The sequence below is a fragment of the Desulfatiglans parachlorophenolica genome (assembly GCF_055394735.1).
In genome coordinates, this window is record NZ_AP042460.1 from 4,467,625 (window position 1) to 4,482,701 (window position 15,077).

15 protein-coding genes are annotated in these 15,077 nt (G+C 58.8%); 9 read left to right on the forward strand and 6 right to left on the reverse strand.

Going from position 1 to position 15,077, the window contains the following annotated elements:
• Positions 1-7 precede the first annotated feature (7 nt).
• Positions 8-1,750 (forward strand): YcaO-like family protein, encoded by a 1,743-nt coding sequence (locus tag ACZ500_RS20630; protein WP_464229344.1) that lies wholly within the window; start codon positions 8-10, stop codon positions 1,748-1,750.
• A 229-nt stretch (positions 1,751-1,979) separates the two neighbouring features.
• Here ACZ500_RS20630 and ACZ500_RS20635 read toward each other — a convergent pair whose 3' ends face one another.
• Together ACZ500_RS20635 and mobA are read right to left on the reverse strand one after the other, a co-directional pair.
• Positions 1,980-3,047 carry a hemolysin family protein gene (locus ACZ500_RS20635; protein WP_464229345.1) on the reverse strand — a complete coding sequence of 356 codons (1,068 nt, stop codon included), beginning with the start codon at positions 3,045-3,047 and terminating at the stop codon, positions 1,980-1,982.
• Positions 3,048-3,207: 160 nt separating this feature from the next.
• The gene (gene mobA / locus ACZ500_RS20640; RefSeq protein WP_464229346.1) at positions 3,208-3,843 is read right to left on the reverse strand and encodes a molybdenum cofactor guanylyltransferase; all 636 of its coding nucleotides are present in this window, start codon (positions 3,841-3,843) and stop codon (positions 3,208-3,210) included.
• Between the two features lie 315 nt (positions 3,844-4,158).
• Between mobA and infA the strand changes: the two genes are divergently transcribed.
• A complete protein-coding gene (infA, locus tag ACZ500_RS20645) occupies positions 4,159-4,374 on the forward strand; it encodes a translation initiation factor IF-1 (protein ID WP_464229347.1) in 216 nt (71 codons plus the stop codon).
• Positions 4,375-4,426: 52 nt separating this feature from the next.
• On the opposite strand, the gene mce is transcribed toward infA, so the two are convergent.
• Positions 4,427-4,834, reverse strand: coding sequence for a methylmalonyl-CoA epimerase (gene mce / locus ACZ500_RS20650; RefSeq protein ID WP_464229348.1), 408 nt, complete (start codon positions 4,832-4,834; stop codon positions 4,427-4,429).
• Positions 4,835-5,036: 202 nt separating this feature from the next.
• Between mce and ACZ500_RS20655 the strand changes: the two genes are divergently transcribed.
• From ACZ500_RS20655 to ACZ500_RS20665, 3 genes are read left to right on the forward strand one after another with little or no spacing between them, the layout of a single operon-like run.
• On the forward strand, positions 5,037-5,285 hold the full coding sequence (locus tag ACZ500_RS20655; RefSeq protein ID WP_464229349.1) for a cytoplasmic protein: 249 nt from the start codon (positions 5,037-5,039) through the stop codon (positions 5,283-5,285).
• Positions 5,286-5,288: 3 nt separating this feature from the next.
• Positions 5,289-6,200 carry a hypothetical protein gene (locus tag ACZ500_RS20660; protein WP_464229350.1) on the forward strand — a complete coding sequence of 304 codons (912 nt, stop codon included), beginning with the start codon at positions 5,289-5,291 and terminating at the stop codon, positions 6,198-6,200.
• A complete protein-coding gene (locus ACZ500_RS20665) occupies positions 6,197-7,114 on the forward strand; it encodes a hypothetical protein (RefSeq protein WP_464229351.1) in 918 nt (305 codons plus the stop codon). Before ACZ500_RS20660 ends, ACZ500_RS20665 begins: the two co-directional genes overlap by 4 nt.
• Positions 7,115-7,118: 4 nt before the next feature.
• Here ACZ500_RS20665 and glmM read toward each other — a convergent pair whose 3' ends face one another.
• From glmM to rapZ, 3 genes are read right to left on the reverse strand one after another with little or no spacing between them, the layout of a single operon-like run.
• Entirely contained in the window at positions 7,119-8,465 is a 1,347-nt protein-coding gene (gene glmM, locus ACZ500_RS20670; RefSeq protein WP_464229352.1) for a phosphoglucosamine mutase, read from the reverse strand.
• On the reverse strand, positions 8,462-9,733 hold the full coding sequence (locus ACZ500_RS20675; protein ID WP_464229353.1) for a UDP-N-acetylglucosamine pyrophosphorylase: 1,272 nt from the start codon (positions 9,731-9,733) through the stop codon (positions 8,462-8,464). Before ACZ500_RS20675 ends, glmM begins: the two co-directional genes overlap by 4 nt.
• Before the next feature lie 20 nt (positions 9,734-9,753).
• A complete protein-coding gene (gene rapZ, locus ACZ500_RS20680) occupies positions 9,754-10,653 on the reverse strand; it encodes an RNase adapter RapZ (protein WP_464229354.1) in 900 nt (299 codons plus the stop codon).
• Between the two features lie 388 nt (positions 10,654-11,041).
• On the opposite strand from rapZ, the gene ACZ500_RS20685 reads away from it, so the two are divergent.
• From ACZ500_RS20685 to ACZ500_RS20700, 4 genes are read left to right on the forward strand one after another with little or no spacing between them, the layout of a single operon-like run.
• Complete coding sequence (locus ACZ500_RS20685) at positions 11,042-11,542, forward strand: 4Fe-4S dicluster domain-containing protein (RefSeq protein WP_464229355.1); 501 nt, start codon at positions 11,042-11,044, stop codon at positions 11,540-11,542.
• Entirely contained in the window at positions 11,539-12,426 is an 888-nt protein-coding gene (locus tag ACZ500_RS20690; protein ID WP_464229356.1) for a CoB--CoM heterodisulfide reductase iron-sulfur subunit B family protein, read from the forward strand. Before ACZ500_RS20685 ends, ACZ500_RS20690 begins: the two co-directional genes overlap by 4 nt.
• Positions 12,410-13,432 (forward strand): FAD-dependent oxidoreductase, encoded by a 1,023-nt coding sequence (locus ACZ500_RS20695; protein WP_464229357.1) that lies wholly within the window; start codon positions 12,410-12,412, stop codon positions 13,430-13,432. Before ACZ500_RS20690 ends, ACZ500_RS20695 begins: the two co-directional genes overlap by 17 nt.
• Positions 13,429-14,970: a hydrogenase iron-sulfur subunit gene (locus tag ACZ500_RS20700; protein ID WP_464229358.1), complete on the forward strand. Its 1,542-nt coding sequence runs from the start codon at positions 13,429-13,431 to the stop codon at positions 14,968-14,970. The genes ACZ500_RS20695 and ACZ500_RS20700 overlap by 4 nt, the downstream gene beginning before the upstream one ends.
• Positions 14,971-15,077: the final 107 nt, after the last annotated feature.

Genomic DNA, 15,077 nt, shown 5'->3' on the forward strand with positions numbered 1-15,077 from the left:
GAAAGCGATGCCTTCGAAGGGAGAACGGGTAAAATTCCGGCTGGACCGGATCGGGACAGGCCAGGGCGTCGGATGGTTCGCCTGCGTGCCGGAGGCCGGATGGGGTCTGCCGGAGGGGCTGGCCTATCTTCGCGATCACCCCTATGATTCTTTCATGCACAGGCATCTCCTCGCGGTTGTCGGCAGACTGGAAGAGGGGGAGGTGCGCTCGCTCCTGGGCGAAGGTCTGACAGGCGATCCCGTGCTCCTGGCCCTTGCGGCGGAGCGCCTGGTCGCAAAGGATCGATCCGGAGAGCTGACGACACTGCTGAATGGAGTGACCTGGCCGGTTCTGCGCGCGGCATCCCCCCTGATCGATATCCCATGGTCCCGGCAAAATCTCCCTCCGGGTCACTTTTACTGGCTGCGCTGTTTTGCCCGGAACATGATGCAGCACGAACCGCTGCCTGATCCGGATGCTGCAGAATACGACATTCCTTTCGATTTCGAAACCCTGGCTGTCTGGAAGGGCTCGGTGGTTCGACTGCACGAACAGCAGGCATCCCCCAGCTGCCATAACGAGCGCAAGGGCGGAGCCGTTCTGAAGGAGACGTGCAGGGCCCTGATTCGCACGCTGGAAGGCTTGGGGGTACTCCAAGGCTGGGAGTCGCGGACGGAGGCCACCGTGAGCCCTTACGCGGTCGAGCGTCCCTGGCGGACCGCGGTGGTCGCGGCGGTCGAGCGAAACCGGTTTGAACTGGATGTGAATCAGATCAGCTACGGTCGGGGATTCGACATCCATCAGGCCCGGATCTCCTGTTTGATGGAGATTGTGGAACGCTTTTCGGCCTTTGCCACGGTCGGGGACGGGATGTGCCGCGGGTACAGGCTGGAACATGCATTGATCAAGGGCACCTATGACGAACTCGAGGCTGCTGGTGTCTCTGTGCTCGATCCCGATGCGTTGACCCTGGAAGTCCCTTATGCAGGCGATCCCCTGTATTGGGTGGATGGTGAGAGGACAGTCGGTGGGCGGAGCGAAACGATCTATGTGCCGGCGCAGCTTGCCTTCCTGTTCCCCAATCTGGACGAGCGCAATCTGACGAGCGGGCTTTCGTCCACCGGTTTCGGGGCCGGGCAGTCGCCTGCGGCCGCCAAGCTCAGCGCGCTGCTGGAAGTCATCGAGCGGGATGCCGAGAAGGTGGTGCCCTTTACGGAAGGAGGCTGCTTTCTGATGGACTTCGAAGGCAGTGAAGGCGCTGAAATCATCGATGCCTTCGGCCGGAAAGGCATCGTGATCCAGTTTCGGGATATGACCTCGGAGTTCGGCATCCCCTGCCACCAGGCCTTCGTCGTGGGGCCAGGGGGCGTAGTCCTCAAAGGCAGTGCCGCCCATCTCGATGGAAGACGCGCCCTCCTTTCGGCCTTGACGGAAATCCCATACCCTTACCCCTACTGGTTCGGGGCCATGCCGCCGCCCCCCGCCTTGCCGGTTCGGCGTGTGCGGGACATTCCCTGTTATGCCTCGGGGGACGCGGAAGCCGATTTGAGGACGATCGAAAAGCTGCTTGAAGCGAACGGGCTAAGACCCATCTACGTAGATCTGACCCGGGAGGATCTGGGGATTCCGGTCTATCGGGCGCTGGTGCCGGGGCTTGAGATGATGACGGTCTATGATCGGTTTACGCCTCTGTGTTCGAGGCAGTTTGGGCACTATCTCCATTCGACCCACGGGGAAAAGCCCTATAGAGGCGGGTGCCCGGTCTCCTGAAGGGAAAGAGAATGTGTCGACGGACGATTTCTTCTTCTGAAATAGACAGGTTGCAATGGGCGTCTGATCGCGTCTGAAAATCTTCTTCGGTTGGCCGACAGACCGATTCGGGCGCTCGAAGCGGAATGGGCGGTCGCACCTTCCTGTCAGATGCAGGGCTTGAATGGTGCCGGCAACTCCATTGTGCAATCCCGCCGAGGCCTCAGATCGTTTCGCGAGCGGCTCCATTTCAGGTTTTCCCGATCGATGAAGGCGGGGTGCCCTTCGGTGTTTGTGCCGCGATCACCTGCCGCCTCATCCTTGCGAGTTGGCGCTTGTCCGCCACCTGATCCGATTCGTCCATGATCTCGCGGCCCAGAATTTCTTCCAGGATATCTTCGAGGGTGATCAGCCCTGAAAGACCGCCGTATTCATCGAGCACTACGAACAGGTGTTGACGCAGCTGCAGGAATTCCATCAGGACGCGGTTCAAGGGGGCGGCCTCGGCGACGAAGTGGACCGGCCGCATCAGCTGCGTCAGATGAAGACGTCCCTTGCCCGCGGCCAAGGCCATGAAGACCTCTTTCGTCAATACCACGCCGACGACATCCTCCTTGCTTTCATCATAGACCGGGAAACGGCTGTGCTCCCATCCTGTATCGAGGAGGCTGACCTCATCCAGGGTAAGATGTTCGCTGAGGGAAAAAATGACGGTCCGCGGCGTCATGACTTCTTTGACGCGCTTTTCCTGAAGGGTCAGGATGCGCTCGATCGCCTCTTCCTGGTAGGCCTTGATGCCACCGCTCCGCATGCTTAGCCGTGCCATGATGAGCAATTCTTCAGCCGTGACGTTTTCTTCGGCCTTGGATCTGGCGATCAGGTGCGTCACCGTACCGGTCAACCAGATAAAGGGCGACATGACAACCACAAGCACCTTGATCGGATAGCCGATGAAGGCACCGATGGCCCTTGAATAGACGACGCCGGCGGTTTTGGGAATGATCTCGGAAAGCAGCAGGACAGCGAGTGTAAAAAGGGCGGAAAAATAGGGCAGACCGTCTGCACCGAAAACAGCGCTGGCCGCCGAGCCGGCAAAAGCGGCTCCGGCGGTATTCGCGATGGTATTCAGGGAAAGTATGGCGGATATGGGTTTTTCGACATTGCTCCGCATGTCTTTGAAAACCTTCCAGTTGGTGCTTCCCTCCTGGGCTTTCGCTTCGATGTGACGCCGCGGGACCGAATAGAAAACCGCTTCGAAAAGGGAACAGCCCGCCGATACGAATAGCACGATTGCCACGGTGATCATGAGTCCGAGCATCACAAACCATCCTGATGTTCGCGTTAGTGAAAGATATCCCCTGTGTTTGGCCCATTACGGGGCACGCCGGTGTGACAGAAGAAAGGGAGTGAGCCTGACGTTCAGGATGCCCTTTCCCGGGTATAAACCGATGCAGGAGGCTGAGAAAATCTCACATTCCTTATCGCCTTTTTGTTTTCACGAACCTTTCTACCTCCATGGGGCTGTTGATATTGGAAAAGGAGGCGAGCTGCGGGTCGAAGCGCCGTAATTCATTTTCTTCCACATATCGAACGGATACGTGTTCGAACAGCCGTTTGATCTGCAGTGTGTTTTGGAGGAGCAACGTCTTGATGGGGGCAAGGCAGGCAGGTCCGTATAGGGCGTGAAGGGCTTCGAAGTGATGTCCGACCATCGGGACGACAATGTCGAAGCCTTCCCCCGCCATGACCATGTGACGAATCAGGCTGGCGTTGAGTGCGGGCATGTCGCAGGCTACGATGAATCCTGGTTTGGGAGAGATCGCGCTCAGGGCTGTGAGTAGACCACCCATAGGGCCGAGCCCCTTGACGATGTCTTGAAACATGGGTCGGCCGAGATAGCCGTAGAGGTCCGGTGTATTGGTGATAACGATGACCTGCTGAAAAAGGGCATCCATGACTTTGAAAACACGCTCGATCAGCGGGATGCCGTCCACCTCCACTAACGCTTTGTTCCTGCCATAGCGAAGACTTTTTCCCCCCGCCAAGATGACTCCGGTAACGTCGGCGATCTTCGGGTAGGTTGAACTCTTGGATATTTTCGTCTCGATGTACATGGTAGCGTGCGTTTGCCGGATATCCGCGTTTGGTTGCATGTCAGCAGGGAAGGCTCACCCGGGCTGCCGCTGTCACACCGGGGAACGGGGCGGTTCCCGGGGTCCTTGAAAAGCGGAGTGAGTGGACCGGAGGCATCGAAGCGGAAATATTCGGGAGCCCTTTCGGCGCTACAGAAACCCCGGTGCAGCAAGGCGTTCGCCGCTCGTTGCCGGCCGGCCGAACCCGCAGCGGGGCGCCTCCGGTTGATAGACATGGAAAACCTGAACTTTTTGGGGCATAATGTTTCATGACAACACGATCACAGGGAGACAATTTTGAGCAAAGATGATCTCATCAAGCTGGAGGGCCAGGTAACCAGGGTCCTGGGCGGAGGGGCCATGGAAATCCAATGCGACAACCAATTGACCATCCGCGGTGTGCTTTCGGGCCGCATGAAAAAAAACCGCATCAGGGTCATGGCGGGCGACCGCGTTCAGGTCAGCATTTCTCCCTACGACACAACCCACGGGCTGGTCACCTATCGTTTTTAAGAGAGGACTCTTGCAAGGAGTCCGGTGAAGCTTCTCCAGAATCGGCGGAAGCTCAGACGCCGCGTTCGCATATTTCAATCAGTACCCCGTTGGTCTCTTTCGGATGGATGAAGGCGATTTTTGCGCCTCCCGCCCCTCTCCGCGGCGTCTGGTCGATCAGGCGGACGCCTTTGCCTTTGAGTTCCTCCAGTGCTTCCTCGATATTTTCGACACAAAAGGCAATGTGCTGGATGCCCTCGCCGCGGGATTCGATATAGCGGGCCACGGGGCCGTCAGGTTCGGTGGATTCGAGCAACTCCACTTCACTGTCCGTAATGGGGAGGAAGGCGACCTTGACCTTTTGATCGGCGACCGTTTCGATATCCTTGATCTCCAGCCCGAGGATATCGGTGTAAAACTTGCCAGCAGAGGCGATTTCATTGACAGCGATGCCGATGTGGTCGATGTGTTTGACTTTCATGGATCTTCCTCCCTGTTGAGCTTAGGATGCCGGTTCTCGGAGACTTGCTTTCAATGGCGGAGATTGCTAGGATGCTTCCGGATTGGAAACTGAGTTCTACCGGAAAATCATTTCCGGATGGAAACTAGATCGTGTTGTATAATCATCTCCAGATAGACACAAACTAGCATGATTCGTCGACATTTTTCAAAAGGTTTTCAAGATGAATAGACGCCCGTTTGTTTTTTCTCAAGGTCCGGCAAGAAGAACGAATCAACCCCAGGCCCACTTCGATCAACTGGAGGCGACGGAACTCTACTGCCCGAACTGCCGCCGGGCCGTCCCCGTGAGGCGGTTTCTGCTGCTTGTTCTGCCGGAGGGGGACAAGTATGAATATCGTTGCCAGTTCTGCGGAACAAAGGTCGGAGACAAAATCGATCGCCCGGCCCCGTTTCCCGGACTGGTCAGGTAAACGATGACGAACGCAACCGATGCGTCGCCCGCCGGCGGAACCACCCTTTGTTATCCCGACGGGTTGAAAAGCTGCTTTGCCTGCTGCCCTCCGATACGCCCTGCGGGCTATGAGCACATCGACTATCGGATCATCATCCAGCGCATCCTGCGCGAGAATACACGCGCCTTCGACCGCCGCAGCGGAGATGTTTCACCGATTGTCGGCTTCAGTTGCTGGGCCCTCGGGTACCTCGACCGGGAATGCCGGCTGGTGGGATGCCTGCTTCACCCCGCAGGGCATGACGGCGTCGACCTGCGCTACCGCGTCGATTACGGGGACAAATGCCGCCGCGAAAAATGTCCTCAGGCCGCTGTATTCGAACGGCTGTCGCCCGGGTCGCAGCGTTTCTGGCTGAAGTTGACGAAGGGGCTTGACAGCTTCGCGTATTCGAGCCGCAGGATGAACCCCCTTTTCAGCCTGCTCGACTGGGGCGCCGAAGCCATGGAGGCGGTTGCCTGCGAGGTGACGGAGGAAATCGGGTCTTTGGAGGATCTATGTGAAAGGCTGCCCTTTTTCCGTACCGCCCTGACGCCGAGGGCCCATGGCTACTTTCTCAAGAGAGCTTTGGATCACGCCGGGACGGACCCCTTGAAGCGGGTCGACTTTCTTGACAGATTCGAGGACTTCGTCCGGTTTGCCGCGGAAAGGGTCCGTGCCGGGTTGGACTCGGCGGACGAAGCAACCCCTTTCATCCATCGTTTGCCACTCGATCGTCAGTTCCTTGATTTTATCCGCCTTTTGGGGGGGAAAAGGCGGATGGGCCTCGAAAAGGCCATCGCGATCAAGAAGATGATCGATGCGGCCTTCGAGAAGATCCTCTGTGACGGTTCCGCAGCCTTCATCGCCAGTCGAGGAAACACGATCCTGGGATGAGTGATGTTATGGAGGAGCGGATCATACGTCTGATCGAACAGAAGGGCCCCCTTACGGGCGCCGAACTGGACAATGCCCTGAAGGAGGATGGCATCGTTTTGTGGCAGACCTGCAAACGATCCAGCCGTCTCCTGATGCGGAGCGTGGGGACGCACTATCTGCGGCTCGACCGGCGGCTCGAGAGGCTGGTGCGTCTATCCCCGTCGATCTGGCGCGAATTCCTGACGTACTCCGTGGTCGGGATCCGGTCTGCACCGGACGCGGTGGAGGCACGCGCGGACCAGGTCCGTCGGCATATCGAGGCGGTAAGCCGCGCAAAGGTCGACCTGGTATACCGCATCGCCTCCGGTCTGGGGATGTGGCTCGAGTCGGAATATCAGTCCGGCTGGCGGTGCTGCTTCATCATCGCCGGTGACATAGTCTACAACATGGCCCACGATGTTCCTCGCCCCGAGCGCAGCACCGGAAGGCTGGTGCAGGGGTCGGACATGGATCTGGTGGTGATTGTGGAAGACGGCTGTCCGCCCGAGATCTGGCACCGGCTCGATGCCGCAATCTTCGAGGAGAAATCCCGCCTCCTGATGGCTCCCCACATGCGGGAAGAGATCGACTACGTCGTCAAGGATCTCAGCCGAGTCCGGGAGCAGATGCGTTTTGACGACTTCAAGCGGATGGTGGCCTGCAAGATCCTGCACGAAGGCGCGTTTCTTTACGGGGACGAGGACATTTTCCAGACGGTGAAGGCCCTGCTGCGATCGGAAGGCGTGCTGGAAAAACTCGCGGACATGGAGCGGTCCGCCTATTTGTTCCGGCAGCAGGCAGAGGAGATGCTTATCGCCGGGGACCCGGACGACATCCGCCGTGAAAACCTTTCGCGGTTTTACCCTGCCGAAGAATCGGAGGAGTTCGAGTGAAAGCTCAGCCGAGCACCGTTTGTACGACCCGTGCAATGCGGTGGGCGTAGTCCTCGACCGCCTTTTCCTCTTCTCCTTCCACCATGACCCGGCACAGGGGCTCCGTCCCTGAGTATCGCACGAGTACGCGCCCCCTTCCGTTCAGATCGCCTTCCACTTCGGCCACCACGTCCTGCAGGGGCGCCAATGTTTTCAGATCCGGTTTTGCTCTTACGGGAACGTTCAGGAGGATTTGTGGGAAAATGCGCATCCGTTTTGCCAGCGACGAAAGCGGAGCTGCAAGCAGGGTCATGGCTTTGAGCAGTTGAAGGCCTGAAAGGATACCGTCCCCGGTCGAGTGGTGGCTGAGGAAGATCATATGCCCGGAATCCTCACCCCCCAGAACGGCCCCTTCAGCCATCATGGCGGCCAGGACCTGTCGGTCTCCGACGGAGGTGGTGACATGTCGGATGCCCATCGCTTGAAGAGCCGATTGCAGTCCGCAATTGCTCATGATGGTGCTTACCACCGAGTTTCCTGCCAATGCGCCTTGGCGCTGCAGCATCTCTGCACAAACCGTGAGGGTTTGATCCCCGCTCAGGACGGCGCCGTTTTCGTCTACGGCGATCAGCCGATCGGCGTCGCCGTCGAAGGCAAGCCCGGCATCGGCGCCTTGTTCGACGACCGCTCTGCAGAGGGTCTCCGGGTGCTGGGATCCGCAGCCTTGGTTGATGTTGATGCCGTCCGGAGCGGCATGCAGGACGTGAACCCGGCCTGCCACCCGTTTGAAGAGGGCTGGCGCCACGGATGAAGCCGCTCCGTTGGCGCAGTCGATTACAACCGAAAGATGTTTGAGGCTTGGGCCCCCGGCGAGGGACGTTTCGAGAAAACGGCCATAGCGGTTTTGGGCGCGCAAAGCCTGTCGATACCAACCGGGTGACGCTGTCTTTTGAGGGGGATACTGCGGCGGCTCTGCAAGCAGTTCTTCGATCTCGGCCTCCTCGTCATCGGAGAGTTTGAGACCCTGGTCTGAAAAGATCTTGAACCCGTTATAGGGATAGGGATTATGGGAAGCGGAGATGACGACCCCGAAGCCCGCTTTCAGGTGCCGGGCGAAATAGGCGACGCCGGGTGTCGGCAGGACGCCGGTTGCACAGACGTCCCCTCCCGCCGAGAGGATTCCGGCAGAAAGGGCCTGCTCGAGCATGGTTCCTGATTGGCGGGTGTCGCGCCCGATCACGATGGCGGGGCGCAGACCGTGTTTCCTGCAGAAAAGGACCAGGGTGCGGCCGAGATGGAGGCCCATCTCGACGGTGATGGGGTGTTCGTTGGCGATGCCGCGGATTCCGTCGGTACCGAACAATCTTGTCATGATGCAGCCCCTTTCCCGTTGGTGAAGGGAAGCATCTGCATGGCGATTTTGACCGGGTGATCGACGATCTCCTGCAGCCAGCGGGTTCCCGATCCCCTCGAGGCCTGATCGAGCCCTCGGATGGTGTTCAGGTAATCGCGGCCGTGCCTCCCGGCTGCCTTCTCCAGTTCATGAAGGAAGGCATCCCGCGGAGCAGGGTTTCCCTCATAGTCGAGGGTTTGATCGAAGGTCCCCGAAATTTCGGGCCATCGCGCATGAAACTCGCGCTGCTGATGCCACGCCTTCGGCAGTTCCATTCCACTGCCGGCCTGTTCGATCAGGGCCATGGACCGCGGAAGCTTCTGCGCCACCTCTCCGAGGCGCTTGATCCGTTCTTGAATGGCGTTGGAGAGGGTGTCGATGGCGGCGCTGTGGAGGTCGCCCTGCATGGTGCCGCTGTCCACGAAACGGGCGCGGACGACCCGATACCACTGGCGAAGGGCCGCAAGGTTCCCGATGTACAAGAGGTTCAGCTGGATGATGCGTTTGAGTTGGGAATAGAGCCCGGGATGGTGAGCAACTTGCCGGGGCACCGGTTTCTGCCCGAGAATCAGCGTATTTTCTTTCAGCACGTCCTTTCGAAGGATGTTGCCGGCTGCAGCCACGGTTCCATAGGCGATCGTCAGAGGTCCGACCAACCCGCCCTGTCCACCGAGGAAGATCGGCGGCTGGTTCAGCATCACCCCGTGGGGGACATCCCCGGCCAGGGAGGCCGTGGCTTTGTCCTGGTTCGGGGTGTAGTTGAAGTGGATGTAGCTGCTTCCCACCTCGCTGTGATTTTTTTCGTCCGTGCCCCCGGCCATGAGGCAGTCGCAGAAATTGATCAGGCTGCCCAAGGTGACGAAAGGAAAGAGGATCGTTTGTTTCAGGCCTACACAGTGGGCCAGGCGGGCCTTCTCCTCCAGCAGACAGCCCGATCGAACCTGGGCCCCTGACCCGGCGGCGGCTCCTGCGAGGAAGCAGGACCCCTCGAAAAAGCCTCCCTTGATTTGGACGTTCACTCCCAATTGGCAGTCTTTGATGGTAACAGGCGCCTCATAGCCGAGTTCGACCCCGGGGAGGATAAGCGTCTTGGAGCCGAAGATGCGGCAGCCTGCGTGAAGGGTGACCCGTTCGCCGGATATTCGGTCGAGGCGGACCTCGGGCCCTATCTCGATACCCGCCGGGGACGGGATTCGGACACCCTTGCGCTGCAGGATTTCGACAGGATTATCGATGGATGTTTGCATGACACCTCCAGAGGACAGGCTTACGCCGTTTGGCTTTGAGCTTCCCTCTCTTTTGAGGCGAGGTCCATGTCCCGATGTGTGAGGACGGCCTCGCGGTCGGGGGTTCGAAGATGTTCGAAGACCTTTTCGGCCACGGTCACGGAGCGGTGCCGGCCGCCGGTGCAGCCGAAGGCAAGAGTCAGATAGGCCTTTCCCTCTTTTTGGTAAAGAGGGATGAGAAAGTCCAGGAGTCCGAAGACACGGTCAAGGAAGGCATCGGTTTCGGGCCACTTGAGAACAAACTGCTGCACCCGCGGGTCTGTCCCGCTCAAGGCGTTAAGCTCGGGGATGAAATAGGGATTCGGGATGAAGCGCACATCCAGTATGACATCTGCCTCAGCGGGGACTCCATACTTGAAGCCGAAGGACAGGACGTTGATCCGCATACCTCGGGGATGGATGTGGCGGGACGTGTGGTTCAGGACCCACTTCTTCAACTGATGAACGGTCATCCCGGACGTGTCGATCACCTGGTCGGCGATCTGTTTGAGGCCATCGAGCTGTTTATGCTCTGAGCGGATGCTGTCTCTCAATCCTTTGCCGTGGCCGATGGGGTGCTGACGCCGTGTCTGGCTGTAGCGTTTGATGAGGACTTCTTCATCGGCTTCCAGAAAAAGAATTTCCAGGTGGTATCCCTCCTTTTTCAAGGATGAGAACACCTCCTGGTAATGCTGGAGGAAACCTTTTTCGCGCAAGTCCATCCCGAAAGCGAGCTTTTGTACTTCGGAAGCACTGCCGGAGCGCAACTCCAGGAACCTCGGCAGAAGGAGGACGGGCATGTTGTCTACGCAGAAAAAGCCGACATCCTCGAGGGCGTGGATCGCTGTACTCTTACCGGAGCCCGATAGACCGGAAATGATGAGCAGGTTGAATTTTTTCACGATCGAATCCTTCGAACTTCCGGATTGTATACCGCTTTTTCCTTGTGGCAGAAAACTTCGTGGATATAATAAAAACTTGTCCTTTCGGATGCAAGAGATCTTGGAGTCGATGGCTGTCTACAGGTTGTTTGCACCTATGGGGGAGTGTCGGGTCCTAAGCGGGTATCGCTTTCGATCCTGTCTTTTCAAAGATCCCGCAGAGAGAATCCGAGAATCGTTCCCTCTTCGACCGGCTTTTCCGGCTCAAGGAACAGGGGAAGAGAGGTTCGGGGACAGAGAAAATTCACTTTACCGCCAGACCATGGAATGGCTATATTACAGCCATAATATGACCATTACACGGGGAAGGCTGTTTTTGGACAGAAACCAGGCTGAATTCAGTCCGTTCGTGAGCAGACAGGAGGTCTACGTGTCCCAGATCAACCCGGATGAGGTATTTGACGACTTTGCAGAAATGGTTGCCGCAGAGCACGGCGGGGAGGGTATCCGATCCTGCTATGCTTGCGGCACCTGCAGCGCCGGCTGTCCCGTGCGGCGGGTCAACAGCGTCTACAACCCCCGAAAGATCATCCGCATGATCCTTTTAGGCTTGAAGAACAGGGTTCTGGCGAGTGATTTCATCTGGCTCTGCTCGAGCTGTTATACCTGTCAGGAGCGGTGTCCGCAAGGGGTGAGAATAACGGACCTGATGACAGCTGTGCGCAACATTGCGGTAAGAGAGGGGTTTTCTCCATCGGGCGTGGCCATGCAGGCCGATCTGATCCGGCGCCACGGCCGGCTGTATCCTCTGGACGATTTTGACCACAAGAAACGCGAAAAGGCCGGGCTTCCTCCTCTGCCGTCCGAGATCGAGGAAGTGGCTCGTTTACTGGAAACGGGGGGAAAATGAACCAATATGCTTTCTTCCTGGGCTGCACCATACCCGCTCGCTCGCGTAACTACGAGATGTCGGCGCGCGCGGTTGCAAAGCGGCTCGGATTGGAGATCGTCGATATTGCGGATTTCGGCTGCTGCGGGTTCCCGATGAAGGCGACGAACCAGGCCGCGGCCGGTTTGCTGGCTGCCCGCAATCTCGCATTGGCGGAGGCTGCCGGGATGGAAATCTGCACCCTGTGCAGCGCCTGTACCTCCATGCTGACAGAGGAGGCGCACCGACTCTCTCACGATCCGGGTCATCTTGCAGAGGCCAATCGGCAGCTGGCCGGAATCGGCCGCAGTTGCAGCGGGACGGCGCGTGTACGGCATTTTGCGCGGGTGCTGGTTGAGGATGTAGGGCTCGACCGGATCAGGGAAAGTATCACCGTGGATCTGAAAGGTCTTCCGGTCGCTATTCACTATGGGTGCCATTATCTCAAGCCGTCGGAGATCTACCCCGGCTGGGACGATCCCGAGGCCCCGAAATCGATTGAACGGATCCTGGAGGCGATCGGTGCACGGCCGCTAGCCTATGCGGGGGAGAGGGACTGCTGCGGCGGCGCGGTCCTGGTAGCCGACGAAGAGACCGCGCTCGGCATGGCAAAGGGAAAACTCGACCATGTCAAGGCAGCCGGAGCGAAGACCCTGTGCGTTGTCTGTCCTTTCTGCAGTGTCATGTACGACGACAACCAGAAGAGCATCGAAAACAGATTTGAGACGCGATACCAGATCCCGGTCCTTTTCCTTCCCCAGATCATGGGGCTTGCCATGGGGGTGGACCGCAAGGAATTGGGGCTCAATATGAATGTGGTCAAGACGAAGCAACTGACGGGGGAGATCCTTGGACAGGACGAGTGAAGACGTTTTGGTGATTGGTGGAGGGATTGCCGGGCTCACTGTGGCGCTCGGGCTGGCGAAGGAGGGTTGGCATCCCTGGCTGATCGAGAAGGAAGATCAGTTGGGGGGGCATGCCGCCGGCTATGTCTGCAAGGCGATCGAAGGGCAGTGTCAAAGGTGCGGTGCATGCCTGGTGGACCTCGCTCTCAAGGAGTACGCGCAACAGCCCCGGATCAAGACGGTGCTGAATGCCGCAATCAAGATGATCACGGCATCGCAAAACGGGTTCCTGGCTGTGCTCGAGACTCCGGACGGCGAGGTCGAACAGTCTTTCAGAGCCGCCGTTCTGTGCCACGGCTTTGCCCCCTTCGATCCCCGATCACGAACCAATCTGGGGTACGGCCGAGTTCCGAACATCATGACCGGGTATGAACTGGAAGCGATGCTCAAGGCCTCCGGCCGGGTGTTTCGGCCCAGTGATGGCGAGATCCCCCGGCAGATGGCCTTTGTCCAGTGTGTGGGCAGCCGGAACGCCCGGTTGGGGCATCCCTACTGTTCCCAGGTCTGCTGCGGCTACGCGTTGCGGATGGCCAGGCAGATCAAGCATCGTTTGCCCGAGACAGGCCTCACCTGCTTTTATATGGATATCCAGACTTACGGGAAGGATTTCGTGGATGTCTGGCCCGGACTGGCCGGTGAGATTCGATTTATCCGCGAGATCCCGGGCGATTATTTCAACGTCGAAGGAGACAGGGTGGGGGTTCTGGTCGAGACGGGGGATGCTGTCGAGGAGATGACGTTCGACCTGCTGGTGCTGTCAGTTGGGATGGCGCCTGCCCCGGATCAGAATCGGTTCTGCGGGTGGTTGGACATGCCGGTGGGAGCTGAAGGCTTTCTGCAGCCGGTTCCCGGCAGCGGCGTTTTTGTTGCCGGGAGTGCTGCAGGTCCTATGAGTATCGTCGACAGCATCGCCCATGCGCGGGCTGTCGTAAGGGATGTGGCGGGTTTTCTGGAGGGTCGGAAATGAGGGCGGAAGAATACCATAAGACAGTTTTAGTGATCGGAAGCGGACCGACCGCATTGAAAATGACCCGTTCCCTGGTACAGGATGCGCTGCCCGTCATTGTCGCTTCACCTGGAGAGCCGGGTTGGGGCGAGGTGCCGCCCGGGGTCGAAGTGCTTTCCGGTGCGCATGTGACCGATGTCATCGGTCAGGTAGGTGATTTCGCCGTCCGTTTGCAGTCCGGAGGCGGGCGTTTCGAACGTCATGCGGGGGCCGTGATTCTGGCGCTGGATGCAAAGCGTGAATCGGGCGCACTGGCTGCCGGCGCGGCGTTCGGTGAGCGCATGTGTTCTATGGCGCAGGCCGAAGACGTGATTTTCGGCCGGCAGCGGCATGGATCCTTTCGAAGGGTGATTATCCTGGACCGCCTGGACGGTTTGTCGACGGCGGCATCGCACGAGAGGCTTCTAAGGTTTGCCCTCAGGCTGCAGGCCGAGTTCAGTGCCTCTATTTATGTCTTGACCTCGCAGGTGAAGGTCGCCTCGACCGGGCTCGAGATTCTTTACAGCCGCTTGAGGGAAGGCGGAGGGCTTGTGGTCAAGCCTGATGCGGTTCAGGTGGAGACGGGAAAGGATGCGGTCGAGGTTCGATTCAGGGATCCGGTTCTGGATGAAAACGTGGTTCTGGATGCGGATATGGTGATCGCCGCCGAAGATGAAACCCCTTCTTCCGAGCTGGAAAGTCTTGCCGGCATCCTGCGCATCGAGCGCGACAAGCAGGGATTCCTGCAGGCCGACAATGTTCTGCGGCGGCCCTGTTTGACCAACCGGCGGGGTGTCCTTTCTATCGGTTCGAGCGCAGCCCCGTCGACGGAATGGGACACTGAGCAGAGTGTCGCGGCCGCGCTGTCCGAGATTCACGAGCTCTACCGGTGGATCGAAGAGGAGGAGCATCCGGAGACGATCCTTTATAACCGGGATTTCTGCGCATTCTGTCTGACGTGTTACCGTGTCTGCCCGCACGGTGCTATTCACTTTACCGACCGGCCGCATTTTCTGCCGCTTGCCTGCCAGAGCTGTGGTCTGTGTGCGAGCGCCTGTCCGGGCGAAGCACTGGAGCTTGTCGGCTACGAAAAGGAAACCTTCTTCAAGGCGTTGAGCGGTCTGAAGCCCCTCGATACCGATGGTTCGAAACGGATCGTCGCGATCGCCTGCACGAAATCCGCCGGCCGCATCCTGAATGCGGCACCTGCGGATGCGGATATCAGAAGAGGCCTCGCGTGGGTGGAGGTCTCGTGTGCCGGAACGATTCGGACCACCTCGGTTCTGCGCCTGCTTGCCCGCCCCGGGATGGTCGACGGCGTTCTGGTTCTGGCCTGCCATGACGGCAACTGTCGATCCGGGATCGGCACGGTCGTGGCGAAGAAGCTGGTGGAAAGCGTCAAGGCCCTCTTGCAGTCTATTGGAGCTGACGCAGGGCGGATCGGCTACATCTCGACTGCGGCCAATGATGGGGTCGAGTTGGCCAGGAAGATCGCCGCGTTCCGTGATGCGCTAAGTTGATATGCTGCCGATGGCGGCTTTGTCTCGAGGGCCTGTCGGGCTGGTCGAGGCTTGAAAAGGTGCCGGGTCGCGTCGATTTCAGAAAGACCGTCTGCAAATGACAGATC